Here is a 21,916-nt window from a genome sequence, read left to right as displayed (position 1 = left end):
TTCTTGTAGTTATTTAGCTAACAGCGCGATCGCCTCCCCGAGCGTAGAGACCTGACTGACCCGCATTCCCTCGACCGGTTCGAGTTCTCCGCTGGGCACGATCGCGTTTTCGTATCCCAACCTCGCCGCCTCCTGCAGGCGGCGTCCGAGGTTAGGCACCCTTCGTAGTTCACCCGCGAGGCCCACTTCGCCGATGACCACAGTCTTCGGCGGCAGCGGTGTTTCGTGCAGGCTCGACCATGTAGCCAGCGCGACCGCAAGATCCGTTGCTGTTTCGGTGATCTTCACACCGCCAACGGTTGCTACGTACGCGTCCTTGTCATTCGTGCGCTGCCCGCAGCGTGCCTGCAGGACAGCGAGCACCATCGGCACCCTGTTGAAATCCAAGCCCGTGACCACGCGTCGCGGGCTCTTATTCACCGGATCGACGGTAAGTGCCTGGACTTCCGCCAGCATCGGCCGGACGCCATCCATCGCCACCGTGACCGCAGAACCGTCCGGAGTCTTCCCACGGTGAGAGAGGAACAGCCCCGATGGGTCCGGTACCTCCCGGATGCCACCAGCGGTCTGCTCGAAGCACCCCACCTCGTCCGTCGCCCCGAAGCGATTCTTCATGCCACGCAGCATGCGTAACGACGACTGCCTGTCACCCTCAAAGTTCAACACCACATCCACCAGGTGCTCGAGCACGCGCGGGCCGGCCACGTTGCCGTCCTTAGTCACATGCCCCACCAGGATGATCGGCAGGTTCGTCGTCTTCGCCAGTGTGGTCAGCGCAGCCGTTACTGCGCGGGACTGTGCCACCCCACCCGCAACACCCTCCACACCCGCGGCGTGCATGGTCTGCACCGAATCCACAATGAGCAACGAGGGGTTGACCTGCTGGACGTGGCCAAACACCACGTCCAGGTTCGACTCCGCCGCCAAGTACAGCGTGTCTTTCAACGCATCGGTGCGTTCAGCACGGGCACGGACCTGGCCTGCAGATTCCTCAGCAGTCACGTATAGCGCCTTGCGGCCATCCATCGCCGCCCACCGGGATGCCACCTCAAGCAACAGCGTCGATTTACCCACGCCCGGCTCACCGGCCATCAGCACCACCGACCCCGGCACGACACCGGAACCCAACACCCGGTCGAGTTCCCGGATGCCAGAGGGCAACGTGCGCGTCGCAGTCGCGTTCACCTTCGTGATCGGGGTCGCGGGCGACGTCGGTGTCAGCGCAGATGTCTTTACCGGACCTGCGGAAACCGCAGCCGGCGCTTCTTCTTGCAACGTTCCCCACGACCCGCACTCAGGGCAGCGGCCGAGCCACTTCGGGGAAGAGTAGCCGCATTCGGAGCACGTGTGGATCACGCGAGGTTTCTTAGCCATGTGCGACACCGTATAACACGCACACGACACGGAGCCTGCAAGTGTTCGAAAAGTGTTCGAAAACGAAAAGGCCGCTGGTTAACCCAGCGGCATGTGTTCGTCGATAAGCGAAAAGCTCTTAGTGCTTCGCGCCAGTCTCGCGGTCAACCTGGCCCGAAACGAGGTGCGGGGCAGACACGGTAGCCACAACGTCGATGGAGCCGGTGTCAAAGTTGAACGTGACCGGGACGTTGCCACCGTACGCGAAATCGTCGTTAGCCAGCGAGGTAGCGGTGTAGCTGATGCAGTTCGCGTCATCCTGCGGCAGGCGCTCGAGGCCCTCGGCGGAATCAGCAACCAACACGCAGTTGTACTTAATCGTGTTGTTGTTTGCGATCTTGACGGTGTTGCCACCAGCGGTGACGGACTTCAACGTGTGATCCGTCATGGAGGTGTCCTGGTTCGTCGCGGTGAACTTGAGGGCAGCCTTGCCGTCCTCAGCCAAGACGACGGTGACATCCTGCACAGCAACTTCGCCGTTCTCGGTTGCGGCGCTGGCACCATCCACAGCAGCGACCTGGTTCGAGGTCTGAGTAATCTGGCCAGCGGAGCAGCCAACAAGGGCCAAGGATGCGCAGCCAGCGGCAGCGATAACGGCTACCTGCTTCAGGGACTTCACGTGGGGTCCTCCATAGTCAAACGGTTTCGAAGGTTATTCTCTGGAATACTTTAGCGCCTAGACAGCAACTTTTCCCATTTTATCCCCTATTCGGAGCTTTGAAGGCGGTGGTAGGGTTGTGGGGTCAAAACTTCGCCGGGAGCACCAAGGAGCGTTTATGGAATTCAAGGTCGGAGAAGTGGTCGTTTACCCGCACCACGGCGCGGCGCGTATCGCCGACATCGAAGAGCGTGAGATGCGCGGCGAGAAGCTGGACTTCTTGGTGCTGCAGATTCTCCACTCAGACCTTGAGGTTCGCGTGCCCGTAAAGAACTCCGAGCTTGTCGGTGTGCGTGACGTAGTCAACGAGGAGGGCCTGCAGAAGGTGTTCTCCGTGCTGCGTGAGACGGATGTTGAGGAGGCCGGCAACTGGTCTCGTCGCTACAAGGCGAACCAGGAGCGCCTTGCCTCCGGCGACATTAATAAGGTGGCCGAGGTTGTACGTGACCTGTGGCGCCGTGACCAGGGCAAGGGTCTTTCTGCTGGTGAGAAGCGCATGCTTGGCAAAGCTCGCCAGATTCTCGTCGGCGAGCTCGCGCTTGCAGAGCCTGTCGATGAGAAGAAGGTCGAGGAGATGGAAGCCGAGATCCAGAAGATCATCGACGAGCAGGTCAAGGCCGGTATCTCCGAGGCGCCGGGCGATGTTGACGCCGAAGATGATGTTGACCTCGACGAGCTTTCTTTCGACGACGAGTAAGACGAGCCCTTGGACCGCCGTGTTGTAGCGGTTGTTGCCGCAGCAGGTCAGGGCACCCGGCTGGGCGCTGAGGTGCCAAAGGCGTACGTCCCGTTGCGCGGGCGCACGCTTTTGGAGCGTTCCGTCACCGCGATGGAAACCTCCGAGATTGTGGACCAGGTGGTCGTCGTCATCAGTCCTGCGATGGAGGAGCATGCCCGACAGTGCCTGCGGGGGCACGACGTGCAGTTTGTGCATGGCGGTGCGGAGCGCGCGGACTCCATCTACGCAGCGCTCGAAGCAATTTCGCTTGACGACGCCTGCGTGCTCGTCCACGACGCCGCCCGCGCCCTCACCCCTCCCGGCATGATTGCCCGCGTGGCCCGTGCCGTGCTCGATGGCGCGCCCGCGGTGGTGCCGGTTGTACCTGTCGCGGACACCATTAAACAGGTCAGTGGGGGTGCGGTGGATGCGGTGGAGGCGACGCTGGACCGCAGCCGTTTGCGGGCCGCACAGACACCGCAAGGCTTTGACCTGCGCCAATTGCGTGCCGCCAACCGTGCTTACCTTGAGCAGTCGCCCGAGTTCGTGGCAACTGATGACGCGTCTCTAATGGAGTGGTACGGCGCCCCCGTCACCACTGTTCAGGGCGATCCGATGGCGTTCAAGATTACCACCCCGATCGATCTTCGCCTGGCGAAAAGCATTACCGATGAGGCCGAGCCGACCGTGTTCGAGATCCCCGGCAACTAGCTAGGGCGTTCGAACGAATTATCTAAAAAGTTTCGAAAAACCCTTGCATTGTCGCGGTGGTGGCATGTATGTTCGATTGAAAGATCGAAAGGGGGGACAGTGTCTACCGGATACTTCGCAACAGAACGTCAGGATGACCAGATTAGCGTCGCAGGTCAAGCGATGCGAGACGCGGAATACAGTATCTTTCACGCTTACGCTGAGCCCGGTGCGATTATCGACGACTTCGAACTGGTAAGCCAGCGCATCGCAAGCGCCGCCGGCCGTACCGTGAGCTGGGCTGAAAGCGGAATTCTTGGGTATAGCGTCTTGGCAGACCTGCCGAAACTACGCCAAATGCAGGCTGATATGCGACGGCTAGATATCACGCGCCTTAGCGCAATCGAGACCGTGCTAAACCGGTTGAACGATCTCGCCACGCCCGAAGTGTTGGCTGAGTTCGACGACTACCTAGTCAAGGTGTTCACGCCGCGTTCCGCCGGGATGGAGTTGCCATCGGCGACGTCGCTAAAGCGCCGCCTGCGGGACCGGATCAAGCAGGTTGATGCGAAGTTGGCACCAAGCCCGAAGAAAACGAAAGCTCGCAAGAAAGCAAAAGATGCGCCATTCGGCACCTGCCAAGGCGTGTTCTATGGCCAAGACGACGGGGACGCCGGTCTGAATATCTCTGGCGACTCGGCAACGATTGGTCTGATGGATATGTATGTCGGTGCCGTCGCGAAGGAACACAAGCTCAGTCGTGACGATGCACTGCAGATGATCCTCACCGGCCAGCAGCACTCGTCGATTCAGTTGGTGCTGCACGTGTTTTCGCCGAAGACCCCAGGCGCCGGCTACTTCGTTCCCGGCTTCGGCTGGTCGGGGGCAGACGGCACGGAAATCATCGATGCGCTCAAAGAAACCGCCAAGGTGAAGGTCATCGACCTCGACGAGGCTGAACATGCCGAGACTGACGCCTATGTGCCCACCGAAGCAATGAAGGCGTTCGTGCAAACCCGCGACGGTACCTGCCGTTGGCCGGGTTGCAACGTTGCCGCGAAGCGCTGCCAGCTCGACCACCGCATTCCCTACGGCAACGGCGGCAAAACGACGCCGTCGAACCTGTTCTGTCTGTGCCAGCGTCACCACAACATCAAGACGGACCGCCGCGCTACCTATGTGGTCGATCACGTCACGGGCGAAGTCGTCTGGCTTTTCGATGACGGCACCTTCCAGGTCAGCGAACCCGACGGCTTGATCGTCGAGTATCTCGCCGAAGGTGAAAACCCGCGGTGGAAGTCCACTCTGGAACAGCGTCGGAAGCGGCGCCGCGACAGTGCGGAGTTCAACGCCCGGTGTCACTCGGCGGTGGAGCAGTACGAAAAGGACTACGACTGGGAAGCCTGCGTGGAAACGATCACCACGCTGGAGGATAAGTTTGGCCGCAAGTTCGAGTATGCGCCGGAGAAGATGCCGGAGATTACGCCGGAACTCCTCGCCTCGCTGAAGAGACACCTGCGCGACCTCGAACTGGAGCGCGAGGGCTTCGAAGAATACGACTCGGCGTCCCCGGAGTGGGTAGTGTTCAGTCCATGACGAATCTGCGAGTTGGTACTGCCTTCGATGCCCATCAGATCCAGGCCGGGAAGGAGTGCTGGATCGCCGGAATTCTGCACGAGGGCCAGGATGGTTGCGAAGGTCATTCAGATGGCGATGTTGTCAGCCACGCGATCGTGGACGCGGTGCTGTCGGCGGCGGGCCTTGGAGATCTCGGCTCGTTCGTCGGGGTCGGCCGCCCGGAGTATGACGGGGTCCGAGGGGTGCAGTTGCTCGAGGAGCTCCGTGCGCTTGTAGACGACCACGGCCACACCGTCGTCAATGTTTCTGCACAAATGATTGGGCAGACCCCGAAGATGGGCCCGGTGCGTGAGGAGGCAGAGCGGGTGTTGTCGCAGGCTTTGGGTGCTCCGGTGTCGGTGTCGGCAACGACGACGGACCACATGGGGTTCACTGGTTCGGGTGAGGGCCGGGCGGCGATTGCCACTGCGTTGGTGGAACTGAACGGCAACGTAGGATAAACGGCGTGAATCAACGTATTTTCGACACCAAGCCCCGCACGCTGCGAGACTTCGAGCCGGTGAATCCTGGCCACGTTTCGATTTATTTGTGTGGCGCCACTCCGCAGGCGAAGCCGCATATTGGCCACCTGCGTTCGGGTGTTGCGTTCGATATTGTTCGTCGCTGGTTTGCGGCGAAGGGCAACGACGTCGCGTTTGTGCGCAACGTTACGGATATTGACGACAAGATTCTCGCCAAAGCAGATGAGCACAATCGCCCCTGGTGGGAGTGGGTGTCCACGTACGAGCGTGAGTTCACCCGCGCGTACGACACGCTTGGTGTGTTGCCGCCGTCGGTGGAGCCGCGGGCGACTGGGCATGTGACGCAGATGGTCGATTACATGCAGCGCCTGATTGATAACGGCTACGCCTATGCAGCGGACGGTTCGGTGTACTTCGACGTCGACGCTTGGGTGAAGGCGGGCGGCGATTACGGCTCGATTTCCGGCAACAAGGTTGAGGAGATGGAGCAGGGGGAGACGTCGAACGCGGGCAAGCGTGGCGCACGTGATTTCGCGTTGTGGAAGGCGGCGAAGCCGGGTGAGCCGAGTTGGCCGACCCCGTGGGGCGATGGGCGTCCGGGGTGGCACTTGGAGTGCTCGGCGATGTCCACGTGGTACCTGGGTGGCACGTTTGACATCCATGGTGGTGGCCTTGACCTGCAGTTCCCGCACCACGAGAACGAGCAGGCGCAGTCGCATGCGGCGGGCGATGATTTCGCGCAGTACTGGATGCACAACCACTGGGTGACCATGGCTGGCGAGAAGATGTCGAAGAGCCTGGGCAATGTGCTGTCCATCGACAACATGCTGGAGGAGGTGCGCCCGGTGGAGTTGCGTTACTACCTCGGGTCGGCGCATTACCGCAGCGTGTTGGAGTATTCGCCGGAGGCGCTCAAGGAAGCTGCGGCCGGCTTTAGGCGCATTGAGGAGTTTGTGAAGCGCGCAGGTATGCCGGAGCCGTCGACGTGGACTGAGGCATTTGAGCAGGCGCTTAACGACGACTTCGCCGTCCCGAAAGCCCTCGCAGAAATCCACAACCTTGTGCGCGAGGGCAATAAGGCAGCCGATCCGGCCCCGATCGCGGCGCAGGTGCGTGCGATGGCGGCGGTGTTGGGTGTTGATCCGGGGGCGTGGCCGTCGTCGTCAAGCAATGGCAATAGCAAGGCATTAGACGTGCTGGTGGAAGCTGAACTGGAACGCCGTGCGACCGCGCGTGCGGAGAAGGATTGGGCCACGGCGGACGAGGTGCGCGACCGGTTGGCGCGTGCGGGAATTGAAGTGACCGACACGGCCGAGGGGCCGCAGTGGCAGGTAAAGGAGTAGACGATGGCGAAACCGTATCAGCGTCGTGACGTACAGAAGAAGAACAAGAAGGGCCCAACGAAGGGCTCTGGCGGGCAGCGTCGCCGTGGCCTGAAGGGCAAGGGTGCGACGCCGAAGGCTGAGGATCGCGTCTACCACGCGGCGCATAAGCGCAAGTTGGAGCAAAAGCGCCGCGCGCAGGGCCGGCACGATCGTGAGGTGGCGGATCTGGTGGTGGGCCGCAACCCGGTCATTGAGTGTCTGAAGGCGAAGGTGCCGTCGGAGGCGTTGTTCGTCGCGCAGGGCACCGGCCACGATGATCGTCTGAGCGAGGCCGTTGCGCTGGCGAACAGCAAGAACATTCCGGTGCAGGAAGTGCCGCGTCAGCAGTTGGATGCGATGACCGGTAACGGCCTACACCAGGGCATTGGGTTGAAGATCCAGCCGTACAAGTACGCGGACCTGGATGACCTGCTGGAGTCGGTGGATGGCCCCGGCATGTTTGTGGTGCTGGACAACATTACGGATCCGCGCAATCTTGGTGCGGTGATTCGTTCGACTGCGGCGTTCGGTGGTAACGGCGTGATCATCCCGGAACGGCGTTCGGCGCAGGTCACGGGTGTGGCGTGGCGGACGTCGGCGGGTACGGCGGCGCAGTTGCCGGTGGCGCGCGTGACCAACGTGACTCGCACGGTGAAGAAGTTCCAGGACAACGGCTACACGGTCGTCGGCCTGGATGCGGGCGGCGAGCACACCCTGGACACGTTTGACCAGGCCACGGGCCCGGTAGTGATCGTGGTTGGCTCCGAAGGCAAGGGCATTTCACGCCTGGTGCGCGAGAACTGCGACGTGATCATGTCGGTGCCGATGACGGATTGGGTGGAGTCCCTCAACGCGTCGGTGGCGGCGGGCGTGGTGCTTAGCGAGTTCGCTCGTCAAAGAAGAATCGCTGAATAACCTCCCCGCCGGTGATCTCGTCGGTGCCGGGCCCAAGCCGCGCGTCGAGCGTTTTGGCTACCGGCACCATGTGGCCGAAGCCGTCGATGGTGATGAGGCGGACGGGGGCGGGGCCGTGCCAGTCGTCGATACGCAGGGCACCGCTTGTCGACGACCCCCCGCCACCCACACGAGTTGAGTTCCGCAAAGAACTGCGCAGAGTTGATTGCGGAACGGGTCTGGCCACGGTTGTTGCCGCCGATCCCGGCTTCGCCGCCGTTGTAGGGGACGAGCGGGTCGGCGGTGCCTTGGACGGAAACGAGCGGGGTGGGCTGATAATCGGAAGTGCCAACACACGTGTTGGATTCGACGGGCATGGAGGCGCCGAAGGTGGCGGCGCCGTCGAGGAGGCCGGGGGCGTCGAAAAGGAGGCGCATGACCATTTGGCCGCCGTTGGAAAAGCCGATGCCGATCACGCGACGCGGGGCGTGGTGTGCGATGACCTTCCGTAGGAATCCGACGTCGTCGATGTTCAGGCTGCGCGCGGTCTCGTTGAAACCGGTGCGCAGGTCGTTGAAGTGGTGTTCCACACCGTCCGGGTAGGCCACGGTCGCGCCGAGGGTTTCAAAGGTGCGGTCGGTGAAGCTGCGCATCACGTTGCCGGATTGGCGCGAGCCGTGCAGCACCAGCAGGAGCGTGTCGGGGTCGCCTTCGACGGCGGTCCAGGTGCGAGTGCGTCCCTGGTGCTCTAGCGAGAGGCGTTCCATGCTTCCCTTTCGTCGGCGAGTTCCGCCAAGAGCTCAGCCATGGCGTCAACATCTGCGACGCGACGCGACGCCAGCGAGGGTTTGTCGCCGACCTTTACCGCCAGGTCGGTGGGGCCGAGGGCGGCGATGGCGGTTTCGTCGGTGTCGTCGTCACCCGCGAACACGGTGGCCGCGAAGTCGCGCTTGTATTCGGCGAGCCAGGTGCCCTTCGTGATATCCACGGCCGAAAACTCCACCACATTGTGGCCGAGTGTGATCTTGCGGGCGGGCAGGGCAGCGGCGGCGTCGAGCATGTCCTGGGCCGCTTGCTTATCCGCGACCGGCGCCACGTGCAACACCCTCTGATACGGCTTCACCTCCACATAGGCGGGCGGGATGGCGATGTCGCGCAGTTGGCGTTCGATGTCGTCGAGGTGGGCGCGGGAGTCGTCGTCAAGCGTGGGCCCGGGCTCGGCGCCGTGGGAGCCGACGAGGGTGACATTGAGGCCGGAAGGGAGGACCTGGCGCAGACCGTCGAGGTGGCGGCCGGACAGGATTGCAACCTCGGTGCCGGGGAGAGCAGCAAGGCGACGGATCGCGTCCTCGGCCGCCGGATGCATTGTGACCGCGTAGGGGTCGGGGTTGAGTTCAGCAAGCGTGCCGTCGAAGTCGAGGCATACCAACAACGTTTCGGCCTGAGCAATCACCATGTGCGCAGTTTAACGGCCGGGGCATCCACGGCGTCACTGAGCAGGGTGAGTACAAGGTCGGTATCGGTTGGGCGGGTGACGGTGAACTCGGTGTCGTCGTGAAGCATGGGCGCCAACTGGTCGTGCATGTGGCGGGCCCAACCGGCGCAGTCGCCCGGGTCGCCGACGGTGACGTCGCGCAAACGGACAGTGTCGTCGCCCTCAAACTCGCCGGACACTTCAGCGCAGCCGGTGGTGCCGGAAAATGACGAACCCGAAAAGGTGACGGATGCGCCGCCGGTATTGCGCGCGACGGGCGCCTCTGGGTCGGTGTACACGCCAACGACGTGCCACTGCTGCGGGCTCGAACACGCCGCGAGCAGCATCACCGGGGCGAGCAGCAGCGCGCGCTTCACAACGCCTCCAAGAAGTCCTGCGCCCAGCGGGTCACGTCGTGTTCCATGACCCAGTCGTGCATCGCCCGCATGCGTGCCGGATCAGGATTGGTTGCGGCCACAATCGCGGCCTTGACGGACCCCAGGTCGAACGGGTTGCACAGGTAGGCCTGGTTGAGCTCCACCGCAGCACCCGCGAACTCGGAGAGCACCAGCGCACCGTCGCCGTTTGGGTGGGCGGCGACGTACTCCTTGGCCACGAGGTTCATGCCGTCCTTAAACGGTGTGACCAGCATGATGTCGGCCGCCGCGTAGAAGGTACCCAGCTTGTCTTTGGACACGCCGCGGTGGATGTAGTGCACGACCGGACGGCCGACCTCGCCGAAGCGGCCGTTGATGCGCCCGATCGCCTGCTCCACCTCCGTGCGGGTCTTGCGGTAGTGCTCGAGGCGTTCGCGCGACGGCGTGGCCAACTGCACCATGGCAATATCGTCGAGTTCGCCTTCCTCGAGCAGCTCCTCAATCGCCAGCAGCCGCTGCAGGATGCCCTTGGTGTAATCCATCCGATCCACGCCCAGCAGCACGTGCTTCGGGTTGCCGAGCGAATTGCGCAGTGTGCGTATCGACGACTCCGTCGCCGCCTGCACCTCATCCGCATCAATAGAAATGGGGAAGGTGCCAGTACGAATATCGGTGGTGAGCAGGCGGAAGTTCTCTTCGTCGGTGGTGCGCTGAAAACCGATCAGGTCGCAGCCGGACAGGCCGGAGAGGATCTCGTCGCGCCACGGCAACTGCTGGAACAGCGCTGGTGCCGGGAACGGGATGTGCAGGAAGAAGCCGATGGTTAAGTCGGGGCGTAGTTCGCGCAGCATCCCCGGTACGAGCTGAAGCTGGTAGTCCTGCACCCACACCGTGGCGTTTTTGCCAGCGGCTTTGGCGGTCGCCCGCGCAAACTTTTCGTTGACGGCGACGTAGCGCTCCCACCACTCCTGCCTGTACTCGGGGGTGACGATGAGGTCGTGGTACAGCGGCCACAATGTGGAGTTGGAAAAGCCCTCGTAGAAGCCCTCGAAGTCGTCCTGGTCCAAGCACACGGGGACCAGCGAGATGCCGTTGAACTCAAACGGTTCGAGTTCTGCGCTGGTATCGCCAGGCCATCCCACCCAGCAGCCCCCACGGGAGCGCAGTACCGGTGCGAGGGCTGCGACTAAACCGCCAGGGGAGACCTCGTAATGGTCGCCCACCTTGTCTACAGGCAGGCGGTTGGCCACGACGAGGAACTCGTTGCTACCCATTAGGCCTTCTTGGCGGTCTTCTTCGTCGACTTTTTAGCAGTCTTCTTGGCAGCCTTCTTTACTGCCTTCTTGGTGGACTTTTTCTTCGTCGCTTTCTTCTTCGTGGCCTTCTTCTTGGACGCTTTCTTCTTCGTGGCCTTCTTCTTGGTGGCCTTCTTCGGCGCTTCCTCTTCCGCTGCTTGCTCCAGGTCCTCGACGTAGCGCTTGTACACGAAGCCCTGCGGGGTGACACCCAGCATGGACATGAGCGTTACGCCGTCCAGGAAGTCCTCAGCGTAAGTGGCCACGATCCGACGGGCGCCCGACGCAGTTTGCTCCTCAACGGCATGCGTTTGTTCGGCGGTGGGGCGCGAATCGGTGATCTTAGGTGGCACTTGGGGGTTCCTCCTTGCAAGAACGACAGCTAAAGCCCCATCATTCTACGCCACCTGCTTAACGACGGCGCCGTACCCGACGAATCTGCTGGAAAGTCAGCCGGCCAGCGCGCCTAAACGCCTCGTACGGCACGTAGAGCTGTGGGGCACGGATGCGGCGGGCCAGCCACTCGCCGAACACCACACCGCCGGCTAGGGCGAGGCAGGTGCCGATCGCGGTCAGTAGGTTCATCATGCCGAGCAGGAGCTGCTCGTTCATCAGTGCGTACATGCCGCGGTAGATCCACGAACCGGGCAGGAACGGGGTCACGCCGGCGACAGCAGTGATCACCGGGTTGATCAGGAAGCGACGGGAAATGAGACCGCCGGCCAAGCCGACGGCGACCGCACACGCCGCGATAGCCAACAGTCGGCCAGCGCCGAGCGGAGTGAGCACGATGTAGAAGATGAATGAACCTGTCGCTGCGGTGACAAAGGACAGCAGCACAGCGGCTCGTTCCGCAAAGCAACACACCGCGAACGAGGCTGCCGCCATCGCGCCACCGAAGGTGGTCAGCCACACGTTGTTGTACGCCGCATCAGCTGGGAGCACCTCGACTGGTGGCAGTGGCATCCCGACCAGCTCGGAAATCTGCACGCCAGCGGCGACGCCTGCGACGATGCCGCCGGTGCCCAACATGGCTTGGAAGAAGCGGGCGGAGGCGTTGACCATGGACCCGGTGACGCCGTCGAGAAGCGATTGCACCAGCGTCAAACCTGCAAGCAGGACGATGATGCCTGTTGCGATCAGCTGACTGGGGTTGATCGTGTGCCCGATCGAGGCGGAAAAGTCATAGGCGATTGCAGCGGGCAGCGTGGCGACGAACCCACCAATCACATTGTGAAAAAACCCGGGCAACCCGCCACGGGAGAGCAACTTGGAAAAGCCCATGATGAGAAACGCGGTCAGGCCGCCGAAGAACATGAGCAGCAAATCGCCGCCGAGCAGCATGGCGACGAAGAAACCCATCACAGTCCAGCCGGCCAAGTTGCGGGTGTTGCGGTAGGGGATGGGGGCGTTGTCGATCTCGTCGAGAATCTTCTCCGCCATCTCAGGCGGTGTTGCACCTGAGCGGATCGAGCGGATCAGGCGGTCCACTTCCTGCAGTTTGTGGTAGTTCTCGCTGATCATGGTGACCACGCGGAACACGGTGACCGGGGTGCGATGGTCCACGCCGATGATGGTGTTCAACGTAATCGTGTTCACCGTGATGGATACGTGCACGTAGTGCAGGCCGTACGACGAACACACGGTGTGGATCTGCTTGATCGCATCCGCGGATGTAGTGGCGTTTGCGATGAGGATTTCCCCGATGCGGGCGGCGATGTTCATCACCGCGGCGACCTCGGTCGGATCGGTCAGGTTGATCGGGGCGAGGACGGATGGGGGAGGAGAGGTGCGGGCAGCGTCGATCGTCGCTAAGCGTTGGCGCGAACCTCTGAGCTTTCCCCACAATCTCTTTTCCACACAGGCCACACTATCGGCTTGGCGGTTTTCGCGCGACCACGGGCTATGTGTAAGATCTAGCGCGTTGCTGGAGTGGCGCAATCGGTAGCGCAACGCACTTGTAATGCGTAGGTTGCGAGTTCAAGTCTCGTCTCCAGCTCGTGGGTCCCCTCGTCGATACGTATCGGCGAGGGGACATTTTCTTTGGCGAACAAAGATCGACTTGCTCAACCTTGGGCAGCAAGTACACAGGCGACGTACAGCGTTGTGTTGTTTAATCGTGGCAAGTGCATGATTGCCGCAAAAATTAAGGAGAACACAAACCATGGCTGACTCGCAGAACCTCAAGGTGCTGGTTGTTGATGACGAGCCGAACATCGTCGAACTGTTGACGGTGTCTCTGAAGTTCCAGGGTTTTGATGTGGAGACCGCCAACTCTGGTGCGGAAGCCCTCGAGCTGGCGCGCACCTCCCGCCCGGATGCGTACATCCTGGACGTGATGATGCCGGAGATGGACGGCTTTGAGCTGCTCAGCAAGCTACGAGCAGAAGGACTTGACAGTCCGGTGCTGTTCCTGACAGCAAAGGATGCCGTGGAGGACCGTATCCACGGCCTGACCATTGGCGCGGATGATTACGTGACCAAGCCGTTCTCGCTCGAAGAGGTGATCACGCGCCTGCGTGTGATCCTGCGGCGCGGCAACGTGGTGGACGATTCGAACCAGGATTCCACTCTGCGTTATGCGGACTTGACGCTTAACGACGACACCCACGAGGTCACCAAAGCCGGCGAGATCGTCGAGCTCTCCCCGACGGAGTTCAACCTGCTGCGCTACCTGATGCTCAACGCTGAGGTGGTCGTGTCCAAGGCGAAGATCCTGGACAACGTGTGGCACTACGACTTCGGCGGCGACGGCAACGTGGTCGAGTCCTACATTTCCTACCTGCGCCGCAAGGTAGACACGGGCGATGTGCCGCTGATCCACACGGTCCGTGGTGTCGGTTACGTGCTGCGCACCCCACGCCAGTAGGCCTTTCGCAACGTTATGGCGTATTCCTTATTTACGGGGCCGACAAAGAAGCCACTGAAGCGGCAACTTGTCACCACCGTGATGGTCATCTCCGTGATCGGTACGACACTGAGTTCCGTGCTGATCTACTTCCTCATGCGCAACCTGCTGCTGGACCGTGCAGACGACCAGCTGCGGGAAGGCTTGGATACGTGGGCGCACCAGGGGCCGGTGTGGCAGTTCAACCCTTGGAACCTGCCGAGTGAGTTCACCCAATCCAGGCTGTACCCGGACCGGGGCGTGATGGTGTCGCGCCCGGGGGAGGTCAACTCGCCAGATTGGAGCCAGATCAAAACGACTGACTTCGGACAGTTGGTCACGATCACTTCTGATCTCAGCGACCCAAATACGACGACTGTGAAGCGCTGGCGTGCCATTGCCACGGAGCAGTCCGACGGCTCCGTGCAGTATGTGGCGAAGTCGCTGGAGTCGGAGTACCGGATGTTGCGCTCCCTGGCACAGATTGAGGCGCTGGTTGGGGCTCTGGTGCTCGTCGGCATTGGCATTGCAAGTAACTACTTCGTGGCACGTGCGTTGGCTCCGTTAAAGATTGTGGAAAACACCGCTCTGGCGATCGCCGGAGGCGATACCGACAGGCGAGTGCCCGCTTGGCCACGTGAGACAGAAGTGGGCAGTCTGTCGTTTGCCATGAACACCATGGTGAGCCGCTTGCAAGAATCGCTGGAAAATGCGAAAACGCAGGAAGAGCAGATGCGCCGCTTCGTTGGCGATGCTTCACACGAACTGCGTACACCGCTCACCAGCGTGCGCGGATACACCGAGCTGTACCGCAAGGGCATGGTGGATGACCCGCAAATGGTGCTGAGCAAGATCGATGAAGAGTCCGCGCGTATGCAGCTGCTCGTCGAGGACCTGCTGGCGCTAACCCGTGCGGAGGGTTCCCGCCTGGAGAAGCAGGAGGTGGATGTGCTCGAGCTTGCGCTTTCGGTGAAGGACTCGATGCACGCCGCCTACCCAGAGCGGGTGGTGGACGTGGTCAAGGACACCCCAGACGTCCCTGTCGTGGTGGGAGATCCCGGCCGGCTACGCCAGGTGGTGGTCAACCTGGTCACCAACGCGTTCAAGCATGCGGGCCCGGATGCTGAGGTGACCATCACGATCCGTCACAACCTGGACCGTGTGGTCCTCGACATTGCGGATAATGGCTGCGGCATGGAACAGAAGGACGCCGAGCACATCTTTGAGCGCTTCTACCGTGCGGATGCATCGCGCAACCGCAGCTCGGGCGGAGGCTCGGGGTTGGGGTTGGCGATTACCAAGTCGCTGATCGAGGCCCACGGCGGCACCGTGGTTGTCGATACGGCGCCGGGCGAGGGCTCGACGTTTACTATTTCGCTTCCAGCTGCTTAATGCCTTCGCGGATGGTGTCGGCGGCGGCGTCCATCTTGGCGGCGTCGGTTTCGTCGGCACGCATTGCGCTGGCCAGCGAGTAGCCGGACATGTCGTTGGCGGGGAAGACGTGGATGTGGGCGTGGGGGACCTCGAATCCTGCGATGAGGTAGCCCGCGCGCTGCGCATCAAACTTATCGACGATCACCCGTCCGACCTTCTGCGCCACCTCATTCATGTGCGCCCACAGGTCCGCCGGGATGTCGGTCCACTTGTCAATCTCTTCGATGGGAACGACCAGCGTGTGGCCGTACGCGACCGGTTCGATGGTGAGGAAGGCTGCGACCTTGTCGTCCTGGTACACAATTCGGCCCGGGATGTCGCCTGCAATAATTTTGCTGAATACAGTGCTCATAGTCTCCGACGCTACCGGTAAGTTGGATCGCATGCGCATCCTTGTCATCGGTTCGGGCGGCCGGGAACACGCCCTTCTCCATGCAATGCACGGCAATGAGCTCACTGTCGCGCCGGGTAACGCGGGTATGTCCCGCCTGGCCACGGTGCGTCCGCTCGACGTGTCGTCCCCAGTAGATATTGTGTCGCTCGCCCGTGAGATCGACGCGGAACTTGTGGTCATCGGACCTGAGGTGCCGTTGGTTGCGGGTGCAGCCGACGCGCTGATCGACGCCGGCTTCCCCGTCTTCGGACCAACGAAGGCGGCCGCGCAGCTTGAGGGCTCGAAGGCGTTTGCCAAGGAAGTCATGGCGGCAGCTGGTGTGAAGACGGCGACGGCGACCCGCGTGGAATCCGCCGACACCATCGAGGCAGCGCTTGACGAGTACGGGCCGCGCTACGTGGTCAAGGACGACGGCCTTGCAAGCGGCAAGGGCGTTGTGGTCACCGAGGACCGCGCCGAAGCCAAGGCGCACGCAGAGGCTGTCATCGCAGCTGGCAACCCGGTGTTGTTCGAGTCCTTCCTTGAAGGCCCTGAGGTGTCCCTGTTCTGCCTCGTCGACGGTGAGACGGTTGTGCCGCTGCTGCCGGCCCAGGACCACAAGCGCGCCTACGACAATGACGAAGGCCCGAACACCGGTGGCATGGGTGCGTACGCGCCGCTGCCGTGGTTGCCGGAGAATGGGGTGCAGGTGCTTGTCGACGACATCGCCCGCCCCGTGGCCACCGAAATGGTCAACCGTGGCATTCCGTACCAGGGCCTGCTCTACATCGGTGCCGCGTGGGGCCCGGAAGGCCCGGCGGTTGTGGAGTTCAACGCCCGCTTCGGCGACCCGGAAACCCAGGCCGTGCTGTCGTTGTTGGAGACCCCGCTGGCGGACGTGCTGCTGGCTGTCGCACAAGGTCGCTTGAGTGAGATCGAGCCGCTGCAGTGGCGTGACGGGTTCGCTGCCATGGTCGTGCTGGCTGCCGAGGGCTACCCGCAGGCCGCAAAGACCGGTGGTGTGATCACCGGCGACGCACTCGATGACCCGACGAAGGTCCTCCACGCAGGCACCAAGGAAGGGGACGGCAATTATGTGGCGTCTGGTGGCCGTGTGCTTGGTGTCGTCGGCAATGGCGCAACGCTCAAGGAGGCCGTGGACAACGCGTACCGCATCATTGAGGGCATCGAACTGCCCGGATCCTTCTACCGCAAAGACATCGCCCGCCCCGCCATCGAAGGCGCTATTTCCCTAGGATAAATGCCGTGAAACCGAATAATTCCAATGTTCTGAGCAACCGTTATGCCTCCCCGGAGATGGCCACCCTGTGGGCTCCGGAGCACAAGATCATCCTTGAGCGCCAACTGTGGATCGCAGTGCTCAAGGCCCAAAAGGAACTCGGTGTCGAGGTCGCCGAGGGCGCTATCGAGGACTACGAGAAGGTCATCGACAAGGTCGACCTGGACTCGATCGCGCAGCGCGAGAAGGTCACCCGCCACGACGTGAAGGCACGCATTGAGGAGTTCAATGCGCTGGCGGGCCACGAGGAGATCCACAAGGGGATGACCTCGCGCGACCTGACCGAAAACGTGGAGCAGCTCCAGGTGCGCAAGGCACTGGAACTGACCCGCGACAAGGCAGTCGCACTGCTCAAGGCGGTGGGCAACCGCGCTAGCGAGTACAAGTCCCTGGTCATGGCTGGACGCTCCCACAACGTTGCGGCGCAGGCCACCACGCTGGGCAAGCGTTTCGCCTCTGCTGCCGATGAGATCCTGGTGGCCATCGAACGCATTGAGGAACTGCTGGATCGGCTCCCACTTCGCGGCATCAAGGGCCCGATGGGTACCGCGCAGGACATGCTGGATCTCATGGGTGGCGACGAGGCCAAGCTGGCGCAGCTCGAGCAGGGCATCGCAGAAGGTCTCGGCTTCGACCGCGTCTTTGACTCGGTGGGTCAGGTGTACCCGCGCTCGCTCGACTTCGACGTGGTGTCCTCGCTGGTGCAGTTGGGTGCAGGCCCGTCGTCGCTGGCCACCACGATCCGCCTCATGGCCGGCAACGAGACGGTCACGGAGGGCTTCAAGGAAGGCCAGGTTGGTTCCTCGGCGATGCCGCACAAGATGAACGCACGCTCCTGCGAGCGCGTCGGTGGCTTCCAGGTCATCCTGCGTGGCTACCTCACCATGGTTGGCGACCTTGCTGGCCAACAGTGGAACGAGGGCGACGTGTTCTGCTCCGTGGTGCGCCGCGTGGCGCTACCGGACGCGTTCTTCGCCATTGACGGCCAGCTGGAAACCATGCTGACCGTGCTCGACGAGTTCGGCGCGTTCCCGGCCATGATCAACCGTGAGCTGGACCGCTACCTGCCGTTCCTCGCCACCACCCGCATCCTTATGGCGTCGGTGCGCGCGGGTGTCGGCCGCGAGACCGCACACGAAGTGATCAAGGAAAACGCCGTGGCCATGGCCCTGGACATGCGCGAGCGCGGCGCAGAGCAGAACCTTGTGGAGCGCTTGGCTGACGACGAGCGCCTTCCGCTGGACAAGGCCGCGTTGGACGAAGCGTTGGAGGACCGCCACGCGTTCATCGGTGCAGCCGAGGCGCAGGTGGATCGTGTGCTTGCGCGCATCCAGAAGGTTGTGGATGCCCACCCGGAGGCGGCGAACTACACCCCGGGCGACATCCTCTAGGAAGAAGTAAAGGTCACCGTCGCGTCGCGGGTGCTGACCTCGACGCCGGTGGCCACCACACCTGGGTCCGCTGTGCCGGACCAGGAGGCCACATAGCCGTGCTGGGTCCCGGTGAGGTCCGGGGTGTAGCCGGTGATGGTGCTTTCGCCGCAGTATTCGGGGTTGGCGGTGTTGGCGGTGAGGGTGTCGTCGACAAGCGTGAGCTTCGGCAGCGTGACGGTGACGTCCACGGGGAACTCACCCACCGCAACCGGGGTGAACGTGACGGGGAAACACACGAGCATGTTTGCCTGCTCGGCGCTGCGTGGAGCGCGCCGCGTTTTGGGGGCACCGACGGTGACGTCCCACTGCACGGGGACGTGGAAGCTCACATCCTCGGTGACCACGCGGGCGGTGTCGCCGAAGGACAATGTGGTGCCGTCGCGGGTTGGTTCAAACGCTGGCATGTTGCCAGCGAACTCCGAAGGGGTGCCGCACGCAGCCAAAACGAGGGGGAGTAGGACTGCAGTCGCGCGTTTGATCACGGGGAATATACTAACGCGCATGCGTCCAGAGCTTTCTGATTATGCCCATCTCGCCGGCGGCAAGGTCCGCGAAATTTACGAAGTCGATGACAACACGCTGCTGATGGTGGCATCCGACCGTATTTCGGCGTTCGATTTCTCGCTCGAGCCGGCCATTCCGGACAAGGGGCGTATCCTCACCGCAACGTCGATGTTCTTCTTCGACCTGCTCGGCGATGTCCCGAACCATCTTGCGGGGCCGATTGACGACGAGCGCATTCCCGAAGAGGTCCTCGGTCGCGCCATGGTGGTCAAGAAGCTCGACATGGTGCCCTTCGAGTGCGTTGCGCGTGGTTACCTCACCGGCTCTGGCAAGAAGGAATACGACGCCACTGGCCGCGTCTGTGGTGTGAAACTGCCGGAGGGCCTAACTGAGGCATCGAAGTTGCCTGAGCCGATTTTCACCCCGGCGACCAAGGCGGAGCAGGGCGACCACGACGAGAACGTCACCTTTGAGTTCGTGGCCAACAAGGTTGGTTCTGACCTGGCTGAGCGCCTGCGTGCAGCAACGCTGGATGTCTACACCCGTGCCGCCGAGTACGCGGAGACCAAGGGCATCATCCTCGCGGACACCAAGTTTGAGTTCGGTTTGGACGAAAACGGTGAGCTCGTGCTTGCCGACGAAGTCCTCACCCCGGATTCTTCCCGCTACTGGCCAGCCGACAGCTACGAAGAGGGCGTGGTCCAGCCGAGCTTTGACAAGCAGTACGTGCGCAACTGGCTGACAAGCTCGAAGTCCGGTTGGGACCCAGCCGATGGTGTGCAGCCGCCTGAACTGCCCGGATCCGTGGTGGAGGCCACCCGCGACCGTTACATCGAGGCGTACGAGCGCCTCAGTGGCCGACGCTTCTCTGAGTGGCCGGGGGAGCACGCGTAGGCTCTCCGGGTATGACTGCTCCGAAAGCTGCGAAGCACCCGATTACACGATCGTTCCACGGCCGCGACTTTATCGACGACTACGAGTGGCTGCGGGACAAAGAAAGCCCCGAGGTAATCAGTTACCTCGAAGCTGAAAACGCCTACACGGAGTCGAAGACTGCCGCTTGGACGGGTCTTGTCGACGACATCTACGCCGAGATCAAGTCCCGCATCAAGGAAACGGACATGTCCGTGCCGCAGCGCCAGGGCGACTGGTGGTACTACGGCCGCACCATTGAGGGCAAGAACTACGGCATTTCCTGCCGTGTGCCGACGCGTGACGAGCCGTGGACACCGCCCGAGGTCAACGACCACATGGCGGACGAGCAGGTTCTGCTGGACATCAACGAACTGGCAGAAGGCCACGAGTTCTTCTCCCTGGGCGCCTCGTCGGTGGCCACGACCGGTCGTCTGTTGGCCTACTCCTACGACACTGAAGGCGACGAGCGCTTCACGCTGCGCATTAAGAACCTTGAGACGGGCGAGCTTCTCGACGACTGCCTCGACAACATCTTCTACGGCGCCACCTGGGCCGGCGAAGAGTACCTGTTCTACGTGCGTGTGGACGACGCTTGGCGCCCCCACCAGGTCTGGCGCCACAAGGTGGGCACCCCGGCCGAAGACGACGTGCTGATCTACGAAGAGACGGACGAGAAATTCGGCGTCGGTGTGGGGGCGGACCGCGCCGAGCGGTTCCTCATGATTGTGACGTCCTCTTCGCTGACCTCGGAGTACCGGGTGCTGGATTTGCACAACCCGACCGGTGAGTTCGAGGTGCTGTGGCCGCGCGAGTCCGGCATTGAGTACCACCCGGACTACTGCGTGATGGACGGTAAAGAGCAGTGGGTGATCACCCACAATGCCCACGGGCCGAACTTCTGTGTGGCCACCACGCCGGTCGGTGAGTTGCCGGCCCTGCGCGATTTGGACGTGCTGGTGGAGCACTCAGATTCGATGCGTATCGAGGGCATCGATACGTACCGCGACTTCATGTTCATGGGGTATCGCCGGGGAGGGATTCCGCGGTTGGCGGTGTCGTCGCTAAGCAATGGCTTCGGCGAGTTCACCGAGCTTGAGTTCTCTGAGGAGCTCTACACCGCGAGCCTCGGCGGCAACCCGGAGTGGGACGCGCCGGTGGTGCGTATCGTGTACTCCTCGTACACGCAGCCGTCGCAGGTCGTTGATTATGAGGTGGCGACCGGTGAGATGACGCTGCTGAAGGAACAGGAAGTCGAAGGCGGCTACAACGCCGACGACTACGAGGCCTTCCGCGTGTGGGCCACCGCGAAGGATGGCGCGAAGGTGCCGGTATCCGTGGTGCGTCGCAAGGGTGTCACAGGCCCTGCGCCGCTTTTGCTGTACGGCTACGGCTCGTATGAGGCGTCGATGGACCCGGGCTTCTCTGTAGCGAGGCTGTCGCTGCTGGATCGCGGCATGATCTGGGCGTGCGCCCACGTGCGCGGCGGCGGCGAGATGGGCCGAGGCTGGTACGACAACGGCAAGATGCTGCACAAGGTGAACACGTTCACCGACTTCATCGCATGTGCCGACGCCGTAGTGGCCGAGGGGCTGACCACGCACGAGCAGATGGTCGCCGAGGGCGGTTCCGCAGGTGGCCTGCTGATGGGCGCGGTGGCGAACATGGCCCCGGAGAAGTTCGCCGGCATCCAGGCGATCGTGCCGTTCGTGGACCCGCTGACCTCCATCCTGAAACCCGAACTGCCGCTGACCGTCGGCGAGTGGGAGGAATGGGGCGACCCGTACCACGACGTCACCGTCTACGACTACATGGCTACATACGCCCCGTACGAGAACGTCAAGGCGCAGAACTACCCGGACATTCTGGCGATTACCAGCCTGAACGACACCCGTGTGCTCTACGTGGAGCCCGCGAAGTGGGTGGCAAAACTGCGCGAGGTAGCCACCGGTGGCGAGATCCTGCTCAAGACCGAAATGTCCGCAGGCCACGGCGGCGTATCGGGCCGGTACGCCAAGTGGAAGCAGACCGCGTTTGAGTACGCATGGACGTTGGTGAAGTCGGGCGCAGTCGACGAACCTGTGCGATAAT

Annotated in this window: 22 protein-coding genes and 1 tRNA gene; 13 read left to right on the top strand and 10 right to left on the bottom strand. The window is 62.4% G+C overall.

The annotated features are described in order from the left end of the window. Positions 1 to 9 precede the first annotated feature (9 nt). Together radA and HMPREF2736_RS00920 are read right to left on the bottom strand one after the other, a co-directional pair. On the bottom strand, positions 10 to 1,374 hold the full coding sequence (radA, locus tag HMPREF2736_RS00925) for a DNA repair protein RadA (protein WP_070483429.1): 1,365 nt from the start codon (positions 1,372 to 1,374) through the stop codon (positions 10 to 12). 118 nt (positions 1,375 to 1,492) lie between these two features. After that, positions 1,493 to 2,032: a hypothetical protein gene (locus tag HMPREF2736_RS00920; protein ID WP_070422495.1), complete on the bottom strand. Its 540-nt coding sequence runs from the start codon at positions 2,030 to 2,032 to the stop codon at positions 1,493 to 1,495. A 157-nt stretch (positions 2,033 to 2,189) separates the two neighbouring features. On the opposite strand from HMPREF2736_RS00920, the gene HMPREF2736_RS00915 reads away from it, so the two are divergent. From HMPREF2736_RS00915 to rlmB, 6 genes are all read left to right on the top strand, one after another. After that, the gene (locus HMPREF2736_RS00915) at positions 2,190 to 2,768 is read left to right on the top strand and encodes a CarD family transcriptional regulator (protein WP_070450262.1); all 579 of its coding nucleotides are present in this window, start codon (positions 2,190 to 2,192) and stop codon (positions 2,766 to 2,768) included. Between the two features lie 9 nt (positions 2,769 to 2,777). After that, positions 2,778 to 3,500, top strand: a complete 723-nt coding sequence (gene ispD, locus HMPREF2736_RS00910; RefSeq protein ID WP_070422497.1) for a 2-C-methyl-D-erythritol 4-phosphate cytidylyltransferase — start codon at positions 2,778 to 2,780, stop codon at positions 3,498 to 3,500. Positions 3,501 to 3,599: 99 nt separating this feature from the next. Next, positions 3,600 to 5,075, top strand: coding sequence for an HNH endonuclease signature motif containing protein (locus HMPREF2736_RS00905; RefSeq protein ID WP_070828688.1), 1,476 nt, complete (start codon positions 3,600 to 3,602; stop codon positions 5,073 to 5,075). Beyond that, positions 5,072 to 5,557: a 2-C-methyl-D-erythritol 2,4-cyclodiphosphate synthase gene (ispF, locus tag HMPREF2736_RS00900; protein WP_070422499.1), complete on the top strand. Its 486-nt coding sequence runs from the start codon at positions 5,072 to 5,074 to the stop codon at positions 5,555 to 5,557. Before HMPREF2736_RS00905 ends, ispF begins: the two co-directional genes overlap by 4 nt. A gap of 5 nt (positions 5,558 to 5,562) precedes the next feature. Next, complete coding sequence (gene cysS, locus HMPREF2736_RS00895) at positions 5,563 to 6,921, top strand: cysteine--tRNA ligase (protein WP_070828687.1); 1,359 nt, start codon at positions 5,563 to 5,565, stop codon at positions 6,919 to 6,921. Positions 6,922 to 6,924: 3 nt separating this feature from the next. Then, a complete protein-coding gene (rlmB, locus tag HMPREF2736_RS00890; protein ID WP_070422501.1) occupies positions 6,925 to 7,857 on the top strand; it encodes a 23S rRNA (guanosine(2251)-2'-O)-methyltransferase RlmB in 933 nt (310 codons plus the stop codon). On the opposite strand, the gene HMPREF2736_RS00885 is transcribed toward rlmB, so the two are convergent. Genes HMPREF2736_RS00885 through HMPREF2736_RS00860 form a run of 6 tightly spaced genes read right to left on the bottom strand, consistent with a single transcriptional unit; the run spans position 7,836 to position 12,842 of the window. Beyond that, positions 7,836 to 8,603: a CE1 family esterase gene (locus HMPREF2736_RS00885; RefSeq protein ID WP_246822023.1), complete on the bottom strand. Its 768-nt coding sequence runs from the start codon at positions 8,601 to 8,603 to the stop codon at positions 7,836 to 7,838. The genes rlmB and HMPREF2736_RS00885 overlap by 22 nt on opposite strands. After that, on the bottom strand, positions 8,585 to 9,292 hold the full coding sequence (locus HMPREF2736_RS00880) for a trehalose-phosphatase (RefSeq protein ID WP_070828686.1): 708 nt from the start codon (positions 9,290 to 9,292) through the stop codon (positions 8,585 to 8,587). The genes HMPREF2736_RS00885 and HMPREF2736_RS00880 overlap by 19 nt, the downstream gene beginning before the upstream one ends. After that, complete coding sequence (locus HMPREF2736_RS00875; protein WP_070828685.1) at positions 9,286 to 9,687, bottom strand: YajG family lipoprotein; 402 nt, start codon at positions 9,685 to 9,687, stop codon at positions 9,286 to 9,288. Before HMPREF2736_RS00875 ends, HMPREF2736_RS00880 begins: the two co-directional genes overlap by 7 nt. After that, a complete protein-coding gene (locus HMPREF2736_RS00870) occupies positions 9,684 to 10,961 on the bottom strand; it encodes an alpha,alpha-trehalose-phosphate synthase (UDP-forming) (protein WP_070828684.1) in 1,278 nt (425 codons plus the stop codon). Before HMPREF2736_RS00870 ends, HMPREF2736_RS00875 begins: the two co-directional genes overlap by 4 nt. Next, positions 10,961 to 11,335 (bottom strand): hypothetical protein, encoded by a 375-nt coding sequence (locus HMPREF2736_RS00865; protein WP_070422506.1) that lies wholly within the window; start codon positions 11,333 to 11,335, stop codon positions 10,961 to 10,963. Before HMPREF2736_RS00865 ends, HMPREF2736_RS00870 begins: the two co-directional genes overlap by 1 nt. Before the next feature lie 58 nt (positions 11,336 to 11,393). Beyond that, positions 11,394 to 12,842, bottom strand: coding sequence for a threonine/serine exporter ThrE (locus HMPREF2736_RS00860; protein ID WP_246822022.1), 1,449 nt, complete (start codon positions 12,840 to 12,842; stop codon positions 11,394 to 11,396). Positions 12,843 to 12,908: 66 nt separating this feature from the next. Here HMPREF2736_RS00860 and HMPREF2736_RS00855 point away from each other — a divergent pair. The 3 genes from HMPREF2736_RS00855 (at position 12,909) to HMPREF2736_RS00845 (ending at position 15,261) form a co-directional block, all read left to right on the top strand. Further along, positions 12,909 to 12,981: transfer RNA gene (locus HMPREF2736_RS00855), tRNA-Thr, on the top strand. A gap of 165 nt (positions 12,982 to 13,146) precedes the next feature. Then, positions 13,147 to 13,851, top strand: coding sequence for a response regulator transcription factor (locus HMPREF2736_RS00850; RefSeq protein ID WP_070422508.1), 705 nt, complete (start codon positions 13,147 to 13,149; stop codon positions 13,849 to 13,851). A gap of 15 nt (positions 13,852 to 13,866) precedes the next feature. Continuing rightward, a complete protein-coding gene (locus tag HMPREF2736_RS00845) occupies positions 13,867 to 15,261 on the top strand; it encodes a sensor histidine kinase (RefSeq protein WP_070422509.1) in 1,395 nt (464 codons plus the stop codon). Here the strand turns inward: HMPREF2736_RS00845 and HMPREF2736_RS00840 are convergent. Next, positions 15,239 to 15,655 carry an HIT family protein gene (locus tag HMPREF2736_RS00840; RefSeq protein WP_070422510.1) on the bottom strand — a complete coding sequence of 139 codons (417 nt, stop codon included), beginning with the start codon at positions 15,653 to 15,655 and terminating at the stop codon, positions 15,239 to 15,241. The two genes, HMPREF2736_RS00845 and HMPREF2736_RS00840, sit on opposite strands and share 23 nt — an antisense overlap. 31 nt (positions 15,656 to 15,686) lie before the next feature. On the opposite strand from HMPREF2736_RS00840, the gene purD reads away from it, so the two are divergent. Together purD and purB are read left to right on the top strand one after the other, a co-directional pair. Next, positions 15,687 to 16,937, top strand: coding sequence for a phosphoribosylamine--glycine ligase (gene purD, locus HMPREF2736_RS00835; protein WP_070828682.1), 1,251 nt, complete (start codon positions 15,687 to 15,689; stop codon positions 16,935 to 16,937). Continuing rightward, on the top strand, positions 16,934 to 18,367 hold the full coding sequence (gene purB, locus HMPREF2736_RS00830; protein ID WP_371326397.1) for an adenylosuccinate lyase: 1,434 nt from the start codon (positions 16,934 to 16,936) through the stop codon (positions 18,365 to 18,367). Before purD ends, purB begins: the two co-directional genes overlap by 4 nt. On the opposite strand, the gene HMPREF2736_RS00825 is transcribed toward purB, so the two are convergent. After that, positions 18,364 to 18,891, bottom strand: coding sequence for a hypothetical protein (locus HMPREF2736_RS00825; protein WP_070828680.1), 528 nt, complete (start codon positions 18,889 to 18,891; stop codon positions 18,364 to 18,366). The genes purB and HMPREF2736_RS00825 overlap by 4 nt on opposite strands. A gap of 19 nt (positions 18,892 to 18,910) precedes the next feature. Between HMPREF2736_RS00825 and HMPREF2736_RS00820 the strand changes: the two genes are divergently transcribed. Together HMPREF2736_RS00820 and HMPREF2736_RS00815 are read left to right on the top strand one after the other, a co-directional pair. Then, on the top strand, positions 18,911 to 19,807 hold the full coding sequence (locus tag HMPREF2736_RS00820; RefSeq protein WP_070422513.1) for a phosphoribosylaminoimidazolesuccinocarboxamide synthase: 897 nt from the start codon (positions 18,911 to 18,913) through the stop codon (positions 19,805 to 19,807). An 11-nt stretch (positions 19,808 to 19,818) separates the two neighbouring features. Next, positions 19,819 to 21,915, top strand: a complete 2,097-nt coding sequence (locus tag HMPREF2736_RS00815) for a S9 family peptidase (protein WP_070828679.1) — start codon at positions 19,819 to 19,821, stop codon at positions 21,913 to 21,915. Position 21,916 lies beyond the last annotated feature (1 nt).

The sequence above is a fragment of the Corynebacterium sp. HMSC036E10 genome, assembly GCF_001836265.1.
Lineage (GTDB): Bacteria > Actinomycetota > Actinomycetes > Mycobacteriales > Mycobacteriaceae > Corynebacterium > Corynebacterium coyleae.
Note: the sequence above shows the minus strand (reverse complement) of the source record. Positions and strands in the feature narration are given on the sequence as shown.